The following is a 17,985-nucleotide window of genomic DNA, read 5'->3' as shown; positions in this document are numbered from 1 at the left end:
GAATTAAGCGCCGGGATAAATGGGCATGGCGGCCGAAGCCTTGATACGTTCGGCTTCGGGTCGGAAGGAACGATATTGCCACAGGCCTTCCGCCGTTTCCCGCCGGTATACGGTCTCAAGCCAGAACACCGTGTCATCGATCGGCAGGACAGGATGCCAGGCATACCACTCCGACCAGATCCTCTCTCGCCGCTCGATATTCATCGCCCCTCTCCCCATTCTTGAAGCGATCCGCTTCGAAAAATATTCAGCAGGAGAGAATTATATTACGAAACTATTCTGTCACGAAGATCGTTTTTGGCGCCGCGCGAAGTTGCTCAGCCAATTATCTCACCGCCGCTTGCGCGGACAAGACGGCCGGATACTCAGCCAATCGATCGTAGCCCGAGATAGGCGGCCAGGCTGACGGCAGAAAGCGCGATGGTCAGCCTGGGTCGGGCGTCGTCGAACATTGCCGCCAGCATAAGGCAGAGCATCAGCACGACGGATTTGGCCCAGAGATTTTGGTCGGAAATGGTGAAGGCGACTGCCGCCAAAAAGACGGCGCTTGCGACGACTGTCACTGGAGCGGATTTCTCGGCGAGATCGCCGCCGGAAAAATACGGCAGAAGAAAACGCCGCATGCTGAGGCCTGAAGCGACGCTCAGAAGAAGGCAGGTCAAGACTAGGTGCAGCATATGGTCGGCGCCGGTCGTTCTACAGATCAGCATAGAGACGCAATCCCCATGCCAGCTGCAAAACGCCCGGTAGCCGGGACGATGCAGTGGTTTGCGTGGCTATTTCGGCGGCGTCTCGATCTTTTTTTCGGCAATCACTTGGCTGTCTGGCCTGCGGATGGCGCGGACATTTTTAATGAGAAGGTCGAGCCCGGGAGCCTTCACGCACGGCCCTGGTTCCGGTTTTTCGCCTATGTCTAAACCCGCTTGAGCTCGGGTGATGATTTTTATATAGAGAACAATGACTCGCTTTAATTCCGGAAAAGAGATTTTTCATTGGACCTTTCGTCGATCGAGATATTCCTCGCCGTTGCCAGCGATCGCAGCGTTACCAAGGCCGCAAAGGCAGTCGGGCGGGTGCCGTCGAACGTGACGACGCGCATCCAGCAACTGGAGGAGGACCTTGGCACTTACCTGTTCAGCCGTGACGGCAAGAAGATGACGCTGACACGGGAGGGCGAAACCTTTCTCGTCTATGCCAACCGACTTGTGGCGCTGGCGCTCGAAGCGCGTCAGGCCGTGCGGCCTCTCGCTCCATCGGGAACATTGCGGGTCGGCACGATGGAGAGCACGGCGGCAAGCCGGCTGCCGGCGGCGTTGACGCAATTCAACCAGATGTGGCCCGATGTGTCGCTGCATCTGACGATGGGCGCGTCTCGCGATCTCGCCCGCGACGTTCTGGCCGATGCGCTGGATTGCGCGCTGATTGCCCGCCCACCAAAGACGATGCGCGAGGAGGATCTGGATTTCGATGCCGAACTCAAGGCGCTGGAGATGGAGACGGTCTTCGTCGAAGAATTGTTGATCGTGCTGCCATCCGGCCATCCCGCCATCAAATCCGCGGCCGACCTGCGTGTCGGATCGCTGGCAGCTTTGGAACCTGGCTGCACTTATCGCCGGATTGCCGAAAACTGGGCGCGAAAATCGAGCGACCTGCCGACGAGCGAGCTCGGCTCCTACCATGCGATCCTGGCGAGCGTTGCGACCGGGAATACGGCGGGCGTGATGCCAAGGTCCGTTCTCGATCTCATGCACTGGCCGACTGCCGTTCAGACCCATCAGCTCGGGCCGGTCGAAACGCTGCTCGTTTACCGCAAGGACGATTGCCCCAGCGCCTTCAATGCCTTCCATGAGGTGCTTGGCGCAACCAAAGGCAGAGATGTCAGGCTGGTGGCGAACTAGCTCCTGCCTCTCCTCTTTCACCCCTCAGATTATCCTCATCATTGGTCTTCGCATGCAGTTTCCCGTTTCACCGAAAGTGGGGCCGAGCCGTATCGGCCGCTTTCGCCTGTTTTCGCCGATCCTGGCCGGCGCGACGTTAAGAGAACGATTGATCGCCTGTTTCGGCGCGTTGCTGGGCATCGGTCTCACCGGTTTCATCAGCGGCTATCTGTTCGGCCAGGGGCCGCATCTTCCGCTGATCGTCGCGCCGATGGGGGCATCGGCGGTGCTGCTTTTCGCGGTGCCGGCAAGTCCGCTGGCGCAGCCGTGGGCGATCATCGGCGGCAACACAATTTCCGCCCTGATGGGCATCATTGCCGCCTATTTCATTCGTGATCCGATCATCGCCACGGGCGTCGGCGTTTCGCTGGCCATCGGCGCAATGTCGTTCACGCGATGCCTTCACCCGCCGGGAGGGGCTGCGGCACTGACCGCGGTGCTCGGCGGTCCCGTCGTCGCCGGCTGGGGGTTCCTCTTTCCCTTCGTGCCGGTCGCTTTGAACTCCTGCGTTCTCGTCGGGCTCGGGCTGCTGTTCCACAAGCTTTCCAGACGGAACTATCCGCACGTCGTTCCGAAGCCGGCAGACAACACCCATCAGACGATCGATCCGCCATCCGCCGCGCGAGTGGGCTTTCGCGAGGAGGATGTCGATGCCGCCCTCGAGGCGCTCGACGAAACCTTCGATATCGATCGGGCAGACCTCGGAAGATTGCTGCAGCAGGTCGAACTGCAGGCGGCCATCCGATCAAACGACAAGATCAGCTGCGCCGATATCATGTCGCGTGACGTGATCGCCATCGGCGAGACGTCCGAGCCGGACGCCGCGCGACATCTTCTTTTGAAGCATAATATCCGCACCCTGCCGGTGAAGGATCCGGAAGGCCGTCTGATCGGCACTGTCGGCTTGCGTGAATTGTTTGCGGGCGGCGATACGATTGCCCACGCGATCTCCAAACCGGCGGTGGCAAGAGCTTCGGATGCTGCCCTGTCGCTGCTGCCCGTTCTGACGGACGGGCGCACCCATGCCGTCATCATTGTCGACGACGACCACCGGATCCTCGGCCTGATATCGCAGACCGACCTCTTGAGCGCCGTGGCGCGGCTGCTGCCGAACGACGGCGACACGATCGCGGCCGTGGCGTGAAACGTGCGGAGCGGCCCGGATTGCCGCCGGCCCGTCACGGCCGCCGAAGGCGACATGCCTTCGGCGTCAGCCCTTCCGATAGGATCTCGGCTATGACCTGAAATGGATGCGGGACGCGCTCGTCATCGATTTCGTGCCGGCGCCGTCACTGAGCAATCGGCGGGCCTCCGTCCATCTCAAAGAGGCCGCGGGCCGCCTGGACCATCGACTGCAAATGATTGGGATCGCGCACGCCCTGTCGGTAGAGCTCGATGATGATGCTCGCCATTCGTTCGGCTTCGTCGCTGTCTCTTGCCACTGCGTAATCGGCGCTGAGCTTGTCGAAGACGTGTTGGCAGGTTTCGAGATCGCGGGAGTCCAGCGGCACCTGCGATCGGCTTAGGATCGTTTGAACCATCTTCATTCCCTCGGAAAAGGCCCGCCCGGGATGTCCAGGCGAGCCTGCGACCCTGTCTTAAAAGTCCATACCGGCGCCGGCCGGCATGGCCGGAGGAGCATCCTTCTTCGGCTTCTCGGCGATCATCGCTTCCGTCGTCACTAGCAGACCGGCGATGGAGGATGCGTCCTGCAGCGCGGTGCGAACGACCTTGGCTGGATCGATGACGCCCTGCGCGTAGAGATCGCCATATTCGCCGGTCTGAGCGTTCCAGCCATAGGAGAAGTCGCTCTTCTCGCGCAGCTTGCCGACGACGACCGAGCCTTCGGCGCCGGCGTTTTCGGCGATCTGGCGAGCCGGGGCCTCGAGCGCACGGCGGACGATTTCGACGCCGACCCGCTGGTCGTCATTGGCGGTCTTGATATTGTCGAGCGCCTTGACCGCGCGCAGCAGCGCCACGCCGCCACCGGGCAGGATGCCTTCCTCGACCGCTGCCCTTGTTGCATGCAGCGCGTCGTCGACGCGATCTTTCTTTTCCTTCACCTCGACCTCTGTCGAGCCGCCGACGCGGATGACGGCTACACCGCCGGCGAGCTTGGCAAGACGTTCCTGCAGCTTCTCGCGATCGTAGTCGGAGGTGGTTTCTTCGATCTGGGCCTTGATCTGGGCGATGCGGCCCGAAATCTCCTCCTTCGAACCGACGCCGTCGATGATGGTGGTGTTTTCCTTCTCGACCGTGATCTTCTTTGCCCGGCCGAGCATATTGAGCGTCACATTCTCAAGCTTGATGCCGAGATCTTCGGAGATGACGGTGCCGGCGGTGAGGATCGCGATGTCTTCCAACATGGCCTTGCGGCGGTCGCCGAAGCCAGGCGCCTTGACGGCCGCGATCTTCAGGCCGCCGCGCAGCTTGTTGACGACGAGTGTTGCCAGCGCTTCGCCTTCGACGTCTTCAGCGATAATGAGGAGCGGCTTGCCGGACTGAACGACGGCTTCGAGGATCGGCAGCATCGACTGCAGGTTCGACAGCTTCTTCTCGTGAATGAGGATATAGGGATCCTCGAATTCGACCCGCATCTTGTCGGCATTGGTGACGAAATAGGGGCTCAAATAGCCGCGGTCGAACTGCATGCCTTCGACGACTTCGAGTTCGGTTTCGGCGGTCTTGGCTTCTTCAACGGTGATGACACCGTCATTGCCGACCTTTTGCACGGCCTCCGCCAGGAAGCGGCCGATTTCGGCATCGCCGTTGGCGGAGATCGTTCCGACTTGGGCAATTTCGGCATTATTGGATATCTTGCGGGCGTTGGCCTTCAGTTCTTCGACGATAGCGCTGACGGCGAGGTCGATGCCGCGCTTCAGGTCCATCGGGTTCATGCCTGACGTCACGGCCTTGGCGCCTTCCTTGACGATTGCCTGGGCAAGAACGGTGGCGGTCGTGGTGCCGTCGCCGGCGATGTCGCTGGTCTTCGAAGCGACTTCGCGGACCATCTGCGCGCCCATGTTCTCGAACTTGTCTTCGAGCTCGACTTCCTTGGCAACCGAGACGCCGTCCTTGGTGATGCGTGGCGCGCCGAACGACTTGTCGATGACGACGTTACGGCCTTTTGGTCCGAGGGTCACTTTCACGGCATTGGCCAGGATATCGACGCCACGCAGCATTTTTTCGCGGGCTTCGACGCTGAATTTGACTTCTTTAGCAGCCATGTCCTCACTCCTTCATCGGCAGCTAGCGCATGTCGCCAAGTGTACAGCGGTTTTGCGAGAACGACATGCGTTGAAATTAAGATCTGAAGCGCGAGAAGCGAATCTCAGAGATCGCAACGCGCTTTAGCGTTGACTTCCGACGTGATGGACTCAGGCGGCCTCTTTCCGCTCGCCCTGAGCTTCGATGATACCCATCACATCGCTTTCCTTCATGATCAGCAGGTCCTCGCCGCCGATCTTGATCTCCGTGCCGGACCACTTGCCGAACAGGATGCGATCGCCGACCTTGACGTCCAGCGCCTCGATCTGGCCGGCATCGTTGCGGGCGCCGGGACCGACGGCGATGACTTCGCCTTCCTGCGGCTTTTCCTTGGCGGTGTCGGGAATGATGATGCCGCCCTTGGTCTTTTCCTCGGAAGCGACGCGGCGGACGAGAATGCGGTCATGAAGCGGTCGGAACGACATGTCTTCCTCCATGGACAAACAATGACGACGGTGTTGGCGCTCGCCGGACCGGATTGACCAGGTCCGGACGAGCGCAAAGTCGCGTGCCTTGCGCGAATGATCTGGTTCGAGCGTTTTTCGATTTCAAGAGGAGCAGGAGAAAAATTAGCACTCTCTATCGACGACTGCTAATAGCTCTCCCGGGAACAGAAGGCCGGCTCCGGCGTTCGGCATAATGACGATGGTCGTTCCCTCGTCTCGAAGGCGAGTTCAAACTGCACATGGCTTGAATCCGGATGTCGGCGTTCCTAGCTCTCAGGCGATCGAGGCTCGATGAGCTCGATCACCGTCCCACGTCTTTAGGAGTGAGTGACATGGAAGAGAAGACCAATATAATCAAAGACCTCAGTATCGAGGAACGCGAGGAGATCTTCGTCGATATCGCTCGCACGCTCGAGGATACGGCGCGTGAGGCTCTTGTCGAAGGCAATACGCACTTCGCCGTGCTCTCCAACAACATGGCCGAAGCAATCCGCGTCAATGCCGACGAACTCGCCCGCGACGATCCCGAGAATGCCGAGCGCGTGTTGCTCCAGGCAACCGCGATGATCACGCAGTTCGAGGCCATGCACCCCTATCGCATGGTGAGCATGGCCGTTCACTGATTGCCGGCAGCACGGCCTGGCTCGACCGCCCGCTCGAATCAGTCGCCAGTATGCGGAACTCTCGCGGCCGGCGGAGGTTATTGGATCACAGCATCGAAAGGTGATCCATGACCACTTCCCCAACCAACATGTCACCCGAGAGCGGAACCGACGACGCGCGGTCCTTCGACACGCCGCAAGCCGAGGCCGATCGCCAGGCGGCATCGGAGGCCGCCCGGCGCAACGTCCGTTCGACGCTGGATCGCGGTGGGGGCAATGAGACCCCAAGCCTGAAACTGGCGAAGGAGTATCTGAGCCTGGGTGGGCGCCGCCGGTCCAAGATCGATGACAACATTACCAATGTTCGCCAATGGGATGAGGATCCCCCGGCGGCCGAACGCTTCTGGAAAGAGCGGGTGGAAACGCTTTCAAAGGATGAGCGCAAGCAGGTGGAGGATTTTCTTCCCACCATCAACACGCCTTGAAAGACAGCCGGCGGCTCGTTGTCGCACGATGTGTCCGAACGCTCCGAAGGAGGAGCATGCATGAGATCAATCCGGCAATGCAGGAATGCATCGAGAATTGCCTGCGCTGCTGCGGCGTTTGTCTTCGCACGGCCATGAACCACTGCCTCGAGGCAGGTGGAAAACATACGGAACCGCGCATCTCAGGTCGATGATAGCCTGGGTCGAAACTGGAGAAGATCATGGCCATAGACAAACACGAGCAGATACGGCGGCGCGCCTATGAAATCTGGGAAGCCGAAGGCCGCCCTGAAGGTGCGGACCTGCGCCATTGGATGCAAGCTTGCGACGAGCTGGCAGGCGAAGACGAGCACGAGACGCTGCAAGATCTTCTCGATCAAGACGACAGAGATGATGCGGCCTTGCTTCAAGGAGCCGGGGAAAGCGGTGATCTCGATCCGCCGCGCGCCGGCCTTGCTCAAGTTGCGGGCGCGACGACGCCCGATATCGAGATAACAACGGGAGAGAAGCCTTCCCGGCGAAAAATCAGAAGGACCGAAGGACCGTAACCGCCATGCAGCATCTCGACCATGCCATGCAAATCGCCTTAGAGGCGCATGAGGGGCAGGTGGACAAGACCGGTCGACCATTCTTCGAGCATTGCCAGCGGATCGCGCTTCTCGTGTCGGGCGACGATGCGCGAACGGTCGCCTATCTTCACGATGTCGCCGAAAAAGGCAGCGGCTGGACGCTCGACAGGTTAAGGGAGGAAGGCTTCCCGTCGGCGATCATCTCCGCGGTGGATGCCTTGACGCGGCGGCCCGAGGAGCCTGATGACGAATTCGTCAGACGCGCCGCATCGAATCCGCTGGCCCTGCCAGTCAAACAGGCCGACCTTGAAGACAATCTCCGACAGGCCGAACAAGCCGGCAAGAAAACCGAAAAATACCAGCGCGGTCTGGATCTCCTGCACGGCATCCGGAACGAACGCTAGGTCTGTTCGGGCGGCGCCGGCGAAATCTCGAAGAATGTCCTGCCGCGCGTCCTCATGCATCACCTGATATTTTTCCGCATCGCCTGCAACCATTCTTCAACCATAGAACGCGGAGCGCCCTGATGCCGACCTGAGGTGAGGGGCGTGTTAACCGGTACGACTTATAGTCGCGTCCATGTGGATGAAACGGGGGAACGGTCGTGTCCGGCGAACTGCACACAATCTTGGCAATGGATGGCACGTTGGCAGACCTGCATGGTGTCGGCGACGCCCTTGAGCGACATGGTATCGTGCTGCGCGTTCACCTCGACCGAGCTGCGTTTCACGATTGCGCCGCCAAACGACCGCTGCCGGCGCTCGTTCTGCTGGACGCCCTGTCGCCGGAGGGAGGTGGTCTCGAAGACTGCCGGCGTCTCAAGGCAAACCCGATAACGTGTGATATTCCAGTCATCATCGTGGCCTCGCCGCAGAACGAGGAGAGCCGGATCGGAGGGCTTGCCGCCGGTGCGGTCGATTGCGTTTCCAACCTTGTCTCCGCCGCGGAGCTCGTCGCCCGCATTAAGCGACATATAGAGCTCGGCGCAGTCCACGCGCGCCTGCAGCGGCGCAACGAGCAACTCGATACGGCGCTTGCCAGCATGGGACAAGGCGTCTGCCTGTTCGACGAGGCCGGCCGGCTGCTGCTGTCAAACAACCGTTATGCCGAAGTCTACGGACTTGATCCCTCCGTCATCCGTCCGGGACAGTCGCTCGAAGACATCCTCAACCTGAGACAGGGGGTCGGCGCCGTTCCCGCCACCTCGACCTCGGAATATCTTGCCTGGGCCGAAGCGACCAACAGGGGCGATACGCCCCGAGACTGGATCAAGGAACTCAAGTCGGGCCAGATCATCCGCGGCTATCATCAGCGCACGTCGGACGGCGGCTGGGTATCGACCCACGAGGACATCACGCAGGCCTGGCAGGCTGAAAAGGCCCTTGCGAAGGCGCATGTTCAGGCAGAACGCGCCGAGCAGGAGGCGCGGGCGGCGCATGCACGTCTTCTGGCGGCTTTCGAAGTCGTCCCGGAAGGTCTCGTCTTGTTCGACGAGGAAGACCGCTTCGTCCTGTGGAACCAGAGATATGAGCAGCTTTACGCCGAAAGCGGCGATATGCTCGTGAAAGGCATGCGCTTCGAAGACCGCCTGCGTGCAGGCCTCGAACGCGGCCAATATCCGGAAGCGGTCGGGCGCGAAGAGGAATGGCTGGCGGAAAGGCTGGCCCATCATGCAAAGCCCACCAGCAAACACGAGCAGCGCCTACCCGGAAATCGCTGGATTCGGATCGAAGAACGCCAGATCTCCGAAGGCGGTAGCGTCGGCATACGTGTCGACATCACCGACCTCAAGATGCAGGAGGCGTCGTTCAGGCTGCTGTTCGAAGGTAACCCGATGCCGATGTGGGTTTACGATCATGAAACGTTGAGATTTCTCCACGTAAACCAAGCCGCCATCGATCACTACGGTTATCGTCTGGAGCAATTCCTGACGATGCGACTATCCGACATCGAGGCGCAGGAACCCAACCCGCCGCAGGCCGTCGCTTTCGATGTCGAGGACCCTGCCTCGTCCCGCTTTTCCCGGCATTTCAAGGGAGATGGAACGGCCATCGAGGTCACCGTCTATTCCACCTGCTTGAACTACAAGAGCAAGGCGGCATCGCTGATGGCTGTCGTCGACGTCACCGAGGCCAACCGCGCCGAAAAGGCATTGCTGCAGCACCGTGACACGCTTGAAGAGATGGTGCGCTCCCGCACGGTCGAACTGGCGCGGCAGACAGAAGAGCTCGAACGAATGCTCGAACAGGAAAAGCAGATCAACGAGTTGCAGCGGCAGTTCGTCTCGATGGCATCGCATGAGTTCCGCACCCCGCTTGCGGTGATCGACGGCGCGGCGCAACGGCTCATTCGGCGCAAAGAAGCAGCGACGCCGGAGTTTCTTTGCGAAAAAGCCGATCAGATACGAAGTTCGGTTTCGCGCATGCTTGAACTGATGGAAAGCATTCTTGCCGCCGGGCGGCTGGATCATGGCCGGATCACCATCGTGCACAAGCCCTGCTCGATTGCCGAGATCATCGGAATCTGCATCGCTCGCCAGGAAAGCATCCGCCGGTCGCATCGCTTTTTACTCGACCTCGACCGGCTTCCCCCGACGATCTTCGGCGATCATCCTGCGCTCGACCAGGTCTTCAGCAATCTCTTCTCGAACGCCGTGAAATACGCGCCTGATGCCCCGAACGTCCACGTGACTGGATGGCAGGACGGGACAAGCGTCTGCATCACGGTGCGCGACGAGGGTATCGGCATTGACGCTGATGACCTCCCGAAGATGTTCCAGCGTTATTTCCGCGCCAGAAGTTCCACGGGCATTGCCGGCACCGGCATTGGCCTCAATCTCGTCAAGCAGATCATCGAACTTCACGGGGGATCGATAGAAGTGGCAAGCAGCCGCGGAAACGGCACGACGTTTACGCTGCGGATTCCGATCGGCGCGGAGCTGCCAGACCAGTTGCGTGTCGCTGCCGGATAGGCAGGCGGCATCTTCTCCGAGCGGCGGCTGCCTTCGCTGTTGGTCGCATTGTTGAGCGCGTTCGCCGCTGGGAGGTGGAGGTTCAAAATGATCGATCGCCAACCCTTCGATCTCAAGGCCTATGTGCGCGACACTGCGGCGAGGCCATGCTTTATCTGCGGCTTGATCGAGAATGATCCGGCTTGTTTTCATCATCGTATTTTCGAAGACGATGAGACGATTATCTTCCTGAGCAAATATCCGACACTGCCCGGTTATTGCCTTGTCTGCCCGAGGGAGCATCGGGAGGATTTGGCGCAAGACATGTCGACAGATGAGTATCTTCGACTGCAGGAGAAGGTGCACGTTTTGTCTCGGGCGCTGAAAAGCGTCTTCGACGCCGAACGAATTTACGTGCTTTCGCTCGGCAGCCAGCAGGCCAACAGCCACTTACATTTTCATGTCGTTCCTTTGCCTGGAGGCGTGCCTCTTGAGAAGCAGCAATACCACGCGTTGATGGCAGAGCATGGCGTTCTGCAGATACCGGACGATGAGATGGTAGAGATGGCCCGGCGGATCGCTGAAGCATATCACGCAGAGGGGACTGATCGTTATTAGACCTCACGGCGTCCGAGTGGCCCGAGGATGGTGATGCCTTCGTTGCGCGCCGCGTCCGCCATCTTTCGATCGGCTGTGGCCAGAGGCAGGCCATCCGCTTTCGCAAGGGCGACATAACTCGCGTCATATGCCGTGAGTGCATAGCGGTTTGCCAGATAAAGTATCATTCCATCTCCTCCTGATCCGGCGTCTTCCAAGGACAGGCCCCGCAATTGCGTCATCAGCAGCACCGCTTCGCCGGATCGCAGCCGTCCACGTCGCTCCGCCATCAGAAATAGATTACGGGTTTCGAACCAGAACAAGGTCGGTACTAATCCAACCATCGTGTTGAGATCGGACATAAGCCGGTCGGCCGCATCGTGCTGCTCATCAGGGAGAAACCACGCTGCGGCGATTGAGGCGTCAAGGACAAAGGTCATCAGTAACGTCGGCCTTCGTCACGCCACCCGCGGATTTCTTCCTGCGTCGTGAATTGACGGCTGGCACGTTGAGCTTTGATCTCGGCGATCAGTGCAGCGATATCGTTTTCGCGGCGAATGCGCGAAAGCCGAGCAATCGGCTTGTTGCCGCGGGAGATGATTACCTCTTCGCCGGCCTCGACCTTGGCGAGAAGCTCTGACAGATGGGTCTTTGCTTCAGCGACTTTGACTGTGACCGCCATGACGGCTTCCCCTGCTGTTGCGTTTATTATCGAGCTGGCGCCACAGCGGCCTGCCGATATCTTGAGCCATGATAGGCGTCGAATTGCAACTTGGTCAACCGCAAACCAACCTGGCGCGTGACAGCCTCAGACCCGGGGTGCGAGACGGCGGAGGTAGGCTTTGAAGCTACTGCTGCAGAGCGAATGCCGGCACCGGAACGCCCTTCTCGCGAAAGTATCGCTCCAACTCATCAAGATCCGGGCCGGCCGGCGGGTTCTCCAGCGCCTGTACCCAATTCTCCTGAACCGGCAGAGCCAGTACCGCGGTGACCAGCAGGGTGGTTCCCGGGCCGATTTCGCCGCGCAGTTGCGGCAGCAGGGTCTTGGCGTGAATGAGGTTGGTGTTCGGGATCGGGCTCATCGCATGGCCGGTTCTCGGATGAAGCGAGAGGTCGACAATGGCGCTGACGTCTGTCTGGCCGTACCAGACGGCGCGGCCTTCTGCCTGTTCGGATCGGTCGGCGTTGAAATCGGCGCGTTCGATCGCAAAGCCACCCTCGATGGTGCTGAGCGAACGCGGCGTGGCGATGCGGTGAATGCGGATATGCCAGGGATTGGCGGGAAGTAGCCAGGTTTCGATGTTGACGTCGTTCCAGGGACGCCAGCGCGAATAGAGCCGGTCGCCTGCGATCAGCGCCTCCTCCATAGTTTCGCGCATACGGAAATGGACGCCATCATCGGATAGGCCGAGCATGCCGTCGAAGCTCGCGGCCGAAAAATTCCGGTCGTCGGCTTCGATGTTGAAGGCGTAGCGGGTGGAATAGACGAATTTCGAATATTTCTCGTTTGCGCCGCGCATCTTGTCGTGCTGCTGGCCGGAAGAGAGCACGACCACATTTCCCGGCGTGTGCATGGCGACCATGCCGGCCGACTTCAACGCCACCGGCTTGGGGAAATCCGGCTGCTGCGCCTCTTCGGCGGTCCAGAACGGATGATCCTGGGGAAGGGCGAGCGGCAGGAAGAATTTCAGCGCCCAATAGGGCGAGCCAGGCGAATTGTAGCTCTCGCTCATCAGCAGGTTCGGATAGCCGTAGCCGATGGAGAGCACGCCGTCGCGATCGGCGATCGGCATCGCCGACCACCAGCGGATATGGCGCATATAATAGCCCTTGATCTCCGCCCAAGGCAGCGCTTCCACTCCGGCGAAGGCGAGCGCGCCCCAGAAGCCGCCGGCCGCGAAGCGGTAGGTCTGGCTGCGGCCGAAGGCGAGTGCTGCGCCATCAGGGCCGAACCAGTGGCGGATATCCCTGGCGAAGATCTCGGCGCGATTGCGGAACCGGTTCTTTCGCGCCTCGTCGCCGCGCGCCAGTAACGTGTAGATCAGGCCATAGAAATGCATGGCAAAGGGAATGTAATGGTCGACCCGCCGCACCGGGCCGTCGCGATACCAGCCTTCGCCGATGTCGAAAGCTTCCAGTTCATCGAGATAGGCGGCGGTTTTCGCCATGTCGAAAGCGACACCCACGCGCTGCAGCCCGAGGTCGATCAGGATGCGGAAGAATTTCCAGTTGTTGTCGATGAATTCCAGTTCGCGCGCGGCAAGAAGATAGGCGGCGACGGTTCTTTTCTCGCCATCGCTCAGCGGTTCCCAGATGTGTTCGGGCACCAGCGCCAGCGCAAAGCCGACGGCGGCGAGCTCGACCAGCCGCTGATTACGGTCGGCCAGATCGCCCCAATATTCGGGATGCGCAGGATTGGTCCCATTCGCCAGTCCGCGCCGATAGAGATTCCAATGCGGGAAGTGGCGGCCGCCTGCAGCGAGCGGAACGATGCCCCAGAGCGGGCGTGCAAATCCTTCGAGATCCGCTGCCGCCCGGTCGAAAATCGCGCCGGTAGCGCTAAGGCGCACACGGGCGCCGCCTTCGGAGAAATAGGGCAGCAGCGGTCTGAAGAGATCGATGACGGCCTTGGCCAGATCGTCGCGTGTCTTCAGCGGGTTGCCGGAAAGCGGATTGGCCTTGGTGGGATCGTAGATCATCGTCAGTCCGAATTTTTAGAACAGAACCGGCCGCAGGCGAAATGCTCACCCGCGGCCGCGATGTCGTATGGCGCTTACTTGATGGCCTTCACGCCTTCAGTCATTTCTTTCAAGCCGTCGTCGACGGAGGTGTTATCGGTCATGATCGCGTCATGGGCGCGGTTCAGGACGACCTCAATTTTAGCGGCGTTCGGATTGACCGCCATCTCCAGGTAGGTCTTCGACGGTATCAGCGCTTCCTTGCTGGCCGCGTCCTCAGGGAAACCAGGCGTCGCCGCGATCTTTGCACTGACGTCAGCGGTCTTGAGCGCCGGGAAGGTGCCTGTCGAGGCGATAACGGCCGCCCCTTCCGAGCCGGTGACGAACTTGATGAAGTCGAGCGCAGCTTCTTTGTGGGTGGAATTGGCGTTGACCGCCAGACCTGAGATCTGCGCAGCCGTCGTGCCGGCGGCCACGCCGTCCGGATGCGGGAACTTCACGATGCCCCAGTTCTTGCTCTTCGATTCACCGGATTTCACCTTGGTGATCTGGGTGCCGACGAACCAGGTTCCCATCGGCAGCATACCGATCGTGCCGTTGAAGAAGAGCGCCGAATAATGCGTGTTCGACATCTTCAGGAAGGCGTAGGAGGGAATGGCGCCGTCCTTTTGCAGGGTGAGCGCTCGCTCGTACCACGGCTTCAGGAAAGCGTAATCGCCATCGACGAGTGTGTGTTTTCCGTCGAGGATGCCGGGCAACTGGACGGTGGAGCGCCAGGTATGCAGCAGCGCGCCATATGTCTTGTTGGTGCCCATGCCGCCGGCAAGCTTCTCGGCCGTTGCATCGAACTGCGCCCAGGTCATGTCATTGGTGGGGTAGGGAACGCCGGCCTTATCGAAGATGTCCTTGTTGTAATAGACGATCCAGAAGTCCGATCGGAACGGAATGGAATAGATCTTGCCGTCTATCGTCAGTTCCTCGATCAGGCCGCCATAGGGCGCCGGATCGATCTTCCGATCCTTCATGAAGCCGCTGAGATCGGCGATGTTGCCGGCGCGCACCAGGTTGGTGTAGCCGGGCACGTCCTTGACGGTGACGATGTCGATGTCCTTCGAGCCGCCGGTCAACTGCGTCGAAATCATCTGCTGGTAGTCCTGCGAGCCGAGGTCCATCGGCTCGAACTTCACATTGGGGTGCTTGGCCTGATAGGCCTCGATCAGCGGCTTGTAATAGGCTGTCTTGTCCCAGTCCCACAAAGCCCATTTCAGCGTTACGGCGTCTTGTGCAAGTGCAGCGCCGGCCGTTGTTGCGGCCAAGGTGAAACCCGCTACGGCGAGTTTCACCGTCCTCCCGAATTTATCCAAATACATTTCTGTTCTCCTTCCCTGGATCGTCTCTGGATCGACTATTTTATGATGCGTTTGGTGCATGCGGTTTACGGTGCGGCCGCGGTGTCTCCGGCTGGTCCAGAACCATCACCGCCGCACGATGGACGCCGAATGCGACGGCGAACATTCCGAGTGAAAAATTGAAGATCGCCGGCATGAACACGGAAACCGGATAGAAGAGGATATGCGTCAGCCACAGGGCAGCGTTGAAGGCCAGTGCCACGATCGCCGGAAGCGGACGGACGACGGAAGCGAGCGCGGCGAGACGAAGGAGCCGCAGAGCCGGCAGGTCGCGCATCACCATCAGCACGATGAGATGGCAGGCAGTGACCGCAAGGAAGGCGGTGGCGACAAGTGTCACGGCGAGCGGGGCGGCAAGAATCAAGTTGTCCCGCGCTCCGACGCCATAGGTGAGGATCACATAGATGCAGATGGCAAAGGCCGCAGCCAGCGCCAGACCCCAGGCGGTGGCGCGCCAGAAATAATGCAGGAACGCTTCCGTGAAATCCCTGAGGAGATAGGTGTTGCGATCCTCCACCAAAGCCACCGAAACCCGCGCCATGGCGGCGAGTGCCGCCGGCAGCGTCGCGACGAGGAGCGAGGCCAGGAGGAACAGGATGTTGAGCTTGACCATCTCCCACCATTCGCGGACGAGGGTCTCGATGAACAGGGCAAGGCCGGTCTTCGCAGGCGCATCCTTCGGAATGCCCGGCCCCTCCTTCGTCCACATGTCCCGCAACCACTGCATCGCCGTCTCCCGCTGGCGCCTCAGTAAAGAATCGAGCGTTCGGTTTCCTTGTCGAACAGCTGGGCATTGCTCATATCCGCCACCAGCGTCGCCGCGTCGCCAATCGCAGGCCGGAAGCGCGGCGATACGCGAGCGATGAGATTGCGCCCGCCGGCGACCATGTTCAGATGCACTTCCGAGCCCATCGGTTCGGCCAATTCCACCACCGCCTTGAGCGGTGCCAGGTTCTCGGGCGGAATGTCGGCCGGCGGCAGTTCGTGGAAGTTCTCCGGACGGATACCGAGCACCAGCTCGCGGCCCTCGTAAGGGGCGATCCTGCCCTTGTCGAAATGATCGGGCAGCGGCAGTTCCCGTCCGTCGAAGACGGCGATGAAGCCGGCGCCCCGGCGCTGAATGGTCGAGGGCAGCATGTTCATCTGCGGCGCGCCGATGAAGCCGGCGACGAACATGTTGACGGGACGGTCGTAAAGGTTCTGCGGCGTATCGACCTGCTGGATGTGCCCGTCCTTCATGACGACGATCCGGTCCGCCATGGTCATGGCTTCCACCTGGTCGTGAGTGACATAGATGAAGGTGGCGTCGAGGCGCTTATGCAGCTTGGTGATTTCCGAGCGCATCGTCCCGCGCAGCTTGGCGTCGAGGTTGGAAAGCGGCTCGTCGAGCAGGAAAACGGCGGGATTGCGCACCATGGCGCGGCCGAGTGCGACGCGCTGGCGCTGCCCGCCTGAAAGCGCTTTCGGCTTGCGGTTCAGGAGATGGGTGATGTCGAGGATCTTGGCGGCGTCCTGCACCTGCTTGTCGATGAAATCGCGCGAAACCTTCCGCAGCTGCAGGCCGAAAGCCATGTTCTTGTAGACGGTCATATGCGGGTATAGCGCATAGTTCTGGAAGACCATGGCGATGTCGCGGTCTTTGGAAGGGACATCGTTCATGACGTCGCCGCCGATCCGGAGTTCGCCGCCGGAGATTTCCTCGAGGCCGGCGATCATTCTCAGCGTCGTCGATTTGCCGCAGCCGGAGGGGCCGACCAGGATGATGAATTCCTTATCGGCGATCTCAAGATCGATGTCATGGACGACGGTGAGCGCGCCGTAGGATTTGTTCAGCTCTTTAAGGGAAATGCTGGCCATCGGATTCTCCTCACCTCACCAATAGGAAGACCAGCGGCGCGACAGGCGCGTCAAAGCTTCCATGTAATAATAATCTCCCCAGGAGACGCATTCATCGACGCCCTCGCCGCGGCAGGTGTTGAAGGGCGATTTCTTCGAATAGGTGGCGTGCAGCACCAGGCCGTTTGAAACCGCGGGGTCCTTGACCGCATAGTGATCGGCAAGGCTCTTCATCATGCGCCGCGCCAGCGTGCGGTAGCGCTCGGCGGCTTCAGGTTCGACGAGCTCGGCCATTTCAAGCAGGCCACAGGCCGTGATCGAGGCTGATGAACTGTCGCGCGGCTCGCCATCGCCATCCGAAAAGACGAGATCCCAATAGGGCACCATGTCGGCCGGCAGCCGGTTGAGGTAGAAGGCGAGCAGCCGGTCGAAGGTCTGGCGATATTCCTCGATCCGCTCGTAGCGGTAGGAGACCGCCATGCCAGCGATGCCCCAGGTCTGCCCGCGCGCCCAGGCGCTGTCGTCCCGGTAGCCCTGCTTGGTGGCGCCGCGCACCGGCGCGCCGGTGACCGCGTCCATGTAGAAAGTGTGATAGGTGGAATCGTCGGGACGCACCGAGTTGGCGAGCGTGGTGCGAGCATGGGTGAGCGCGATCTCACGGTATTTCGGATCGCCCGTCTCGCTGCTGGCCCAGTAGAGAAGCGGCAGGTTCAACAGGCAATCGATGATGTAGCGGTATTCCTCCGGCCTGCCCTTGCGGCCCCAGGCCTGGATGAACTGGCCGATCGGCTGGAAGCGCTCGATCAGCTGGTCGGCGGCCAGGATCGCGGCCTTGCGGCCGTCCTCGTCCCCGACGAGCTTCCAGGCGGCGATGCAGGAGGGCGAATAGAGAAAGCCCATGTCGTGATGATCGGTCTCGATGCGGTTGACGATCCGATGCAGGAAGGACTGGACCTGGATCTGCGCGGCATGCCGGAACACAGGATCGCCGCTATGCTCGAAGGCGAGCCACAGCTCGCCCGGCCAGAAGCCGGCGGTCCATTGGTCGTTGGCGACGGCGGGATAGAAATTATTGACGCTCGAATGGTTCTGCGCGGCGTAGGTGAATGTGGGAAGATTGCGCCGGACCTGCTCGACGGCAAGATCGAGCGCGGCATTCACTTCCTTATCAGTGATCGGCTGCGGGGCGACTGTTGAAACGGCATTCAT

General features: G+C 60.6%; 20 protein-coding genes. 8 read left to right on the top strand and 12 right to left on the bottom strand.

From position 1 onward, the window contains the following. Positions 1-3: 3 nt before the first annotated feature. Both AMK00_RS29190 and AMK00_RS29185 read right to left on the bottom strand, forming a co-directional pair. Positions 4-204, bottom strand: a complete 201-nt coding sequence (locus AMK00_RS29190) for a hypothetical protein (RefSeq protein ID WP_082240395.1) — start codon at positions 202-204, stop codon at positions 4-6. A 161-nt stretch (positions 205-365) separates the two neighbouring features. Further along, positions 366-677, bottom strand: a complete 312-nt coding sequence (locus tag AMK00_RS29185) for a hypothetical protein (RefSeq protein ID WP_064813209.1) — start codon at positions 675-677, stop codon at positions 366-368. Between the two features lie 315 nt (positions 678-992). Here AMK00_RS29185 and AMK00_RS29180 point away from each other — a divergent pair, with 315 nt between their 5' ends. Next, a complete protein-coding gene (locus AMK00_RS29180; protein WP_064812757.1) occupies positions 993-1,898 on the top strand; it encodes a LysR substrate-binding domain-containing protein in 906 nt (301 codons plus the stop codon). A 52-nt stretch (positions 1,899-1,950) separates the two neighbouring features. Next, positions 1,951-3,081 (top strand): HPP family protein, encoded by a 1,131-nt coding sequence (locus AMK00_RS29175; protein ID WP_064812755.1) that lies wholly within the window; start codon positions 1,951-1,953, stop codon positions 3,079-3,081. Between the two features lie 145 nt (positions 3,082-3,226). On the opposite strand, the gene AMK00_RS29170 is transcribed toward AMK00_RS29175, so the two are convergent. From AMK00_RS29170 to AMK00_RS29160, 3 genes are all read right to left on the bottom strand, one after another. Then, positions 3,227-3,478 carry a hypothetical protein gene (locus tag AMK00_RS29170; protein WP_064813207.1) on the bottom strand — a complete coding sequence of 84 codons (252 nt, stop codon included), beginning with the start codon at positions 3,476-3,478 and terminating at the stop codon, positions 3,227-3,229. 57 nt (positions 3,479-3,535) lie between these two features. After that, a complete protein-coding gene (gene groL, locus AMK00_RS29165) occupies positions 3,536-5,164 on the bottom strand; it encodes a chaperonin GroEL (RefSeq protein ID WP_064812753.1) in 1,629 nt (542 codons plus the stop codon). 150 nt (positions 5,165-5,314) lie between these two features. Further along, entirely contained in the window at positions 5,315-5,629 is a 315-nt protein-coding gene (locus AMK00_RS29160; RefSeq protein ID WP_064812751.1) for a co-chaperone GroES, read from the bottom strand. 353 nt (positions 5,630-5,982) lie between these two features. Here AMK00_RS29160 and AMK00_RS29155 point away from each other — a divergent pair, with 353 nt between their 5' ends. The 6 genes from AMK00_RS29155 to AMK00_RS29130 all read left to right on the top strand — a co-directional run bounded on the left by AMK00_RS29155 (position 5,983) and on the right by AMK00_RS29130 (position 10,874). Further along, complete coding sequence (locus tag AMK00_RS29155) at positions 5,983-6,273, top strand: hypothetical protein (protein ID WP_064812749.1); 291 nt, start codon at positions 5,983-5,985, stop codon at positions 6,271-6,273. A 107-nt stretch (positions 6,274-6,380) separates the two neighbouring features. Then, on the top strand, positions 6,381-6,737 hold the full coding sequence (locus tag AMK00_RS29150) for a hypothetical protein (protein WP_064812747.1): 357 nt from the start codon (positions 6,381-6,383) through the stop codon (positions 6,735-6,737). Between the two features lie 221 nt (positions 6,738-6,958). Then, a complete protein-coding gene (locus AMK00_RS29145; RefSeq protein ID WP_064812745.1) occupies positions 6,959-7,285 on the top strand; it encodes a DUF2934 domain-containing protein in 327 nt (108 codons plus the stop codon). A gap of 5 nt (positions 7,286-7,290) precedes the next feature. Next, on the top strand, positions 7,291-7,710 hold the full coding sequence (locus AMK00_RS29140; RefSeq protein ID WP_064812743.1) for an HD domain-containing protein: 420 nt from the start codon (positions 7,291-7,293) through the stop codon (positions 7,708-7,710). 242 nt (positions 7,711-7,952) lie between these two features. Beyond that, entirely contained in the window at positions 7,953-10,277 is a 2,325-nt protein-coding gene (locus tag AMK00_RS29135; RefSeq protein ID WP_406869910.1) for a PAS-domain containing protein, read from the top strand. An 87-nt stretch (positions 10,278-10,364) separates the two neighbouring features. After that, positions 10,365-10,874, top strand: coding sequence for an HIT family protein (locus AMK00_RS29130; protein WP_064812739.1), 510 nt, complete (start codon positions 10,365-10,367; stop codon positions 10,872-10,874). Here the strand turns inward: AMK00_RS29130 and AMK00_RS29125 are convergent. The 7 genes from AMK00_RS29125 to AMK00_RS29095 all read right to left on the bottom strand — a co-directional run bounded on the left by AMK00_RS29125 (position 10,871) and on the right by AMK00_RS29095 (position 17,985). Next, on the bottom strand, positions 10,871-11,293 hold the full coding sequence (locus tag AMK00_RS29125; RefSeq protein WP_064812737.1) for a type II toxin-antitoxin system VapC family toxin: 423 nt from the start codon (positions 11,291-11,293) through the stop codon (positions 10,871-10,873). The genes AMK00_RS29130 and AMK00_RS29125 overlap by 4 nt on opposite strands. Further along, complete coding sequence (locus AMK00_RS29120; RefSeq protein WP_064812735.1) at positions 11,293-11,535, bottom strand: type II toxin-antitoxin system Phd/YefM family antitoxin; 243 nt, start codon at positions 11,533-11,535, stop codon at positions 11,293-11,295. The genes AMK00_RS29125 and AMK00_RS29120 overlap by 1 nt, the downstream gene beginning before the upstream one ends. A 166-nt stretch (positions 11,536-11,701) precedes the next feature. Continuing rightward, a complete protein-coding gene (locus AMK00_RS29115) occupies positions 11,702-13,552 on the bottom strand; it encodes a DUF2264 domain-containing protein (RefSeq protein ID WP_064812733.1) in 1,851 nt (616 codons plus the stop codon). Positions 13,553-13,626: 74 nt separating this feature from the next. After that, a complete protein-coding gene (locus AMK00_RS29110; RefSeq protein WP_064812731.1) occupies positions 13,627-14,901 on the bottom strand; it encodes an ABC transporter substrate-binding protein in 1,275 nt (424 codons plus the stop codon). 40 nt (positions 14,902-14,941) lie between these two features. Beyond that, complete coding sequence (locus tag AMK00_RS29105; RefSeq protein ID WP_064812729.1) at positions 14,942-15,667, bottom strand: YesL family protein; 726 nt, start codon at positions 15,665-15,667, stop codon at positions 14,942-14,944. A gap of 20 nt (positions 15,668-15,687) precedes the next feature. Beyond that, positions 15,688-16,797, bottom strand: coding sequence for an ABC transporter ATP-binding protein (locus AMK00_RS29100; protein ID WP_064812727.1), 1,110 nt, complete (start codon positions 16,795-16,797; stop codon positions 15,688-15,690). Between the two features lie 15 nt (positions 16,798-16,812). Then, complete coding sequence (locus tag AMK00_RS29095) at positions 16,813-17,985, bottom strand: glycoside hydrolase family 88 protein (RefSeq protein ID WP_064812725.1); 1,173 nt, start codon at positions 17,983-17,985, stop codon at positions 16,813-16,815.

Source organism: Rhizobium sp. N621, from assembly GCF_001664325.1.
Lineage (GTDB): Bacteria > Pseudomonadota > Alphaproteobacteria > Rhizobiales > Rhizobiaceae > Rhizobium > Rhizobium esperanzae.
The sequence above is the reverse complement of the archived record's forward strand: the minus strand, read 5'-3'. Positions and strand labels throughout refer to the sequence as shown.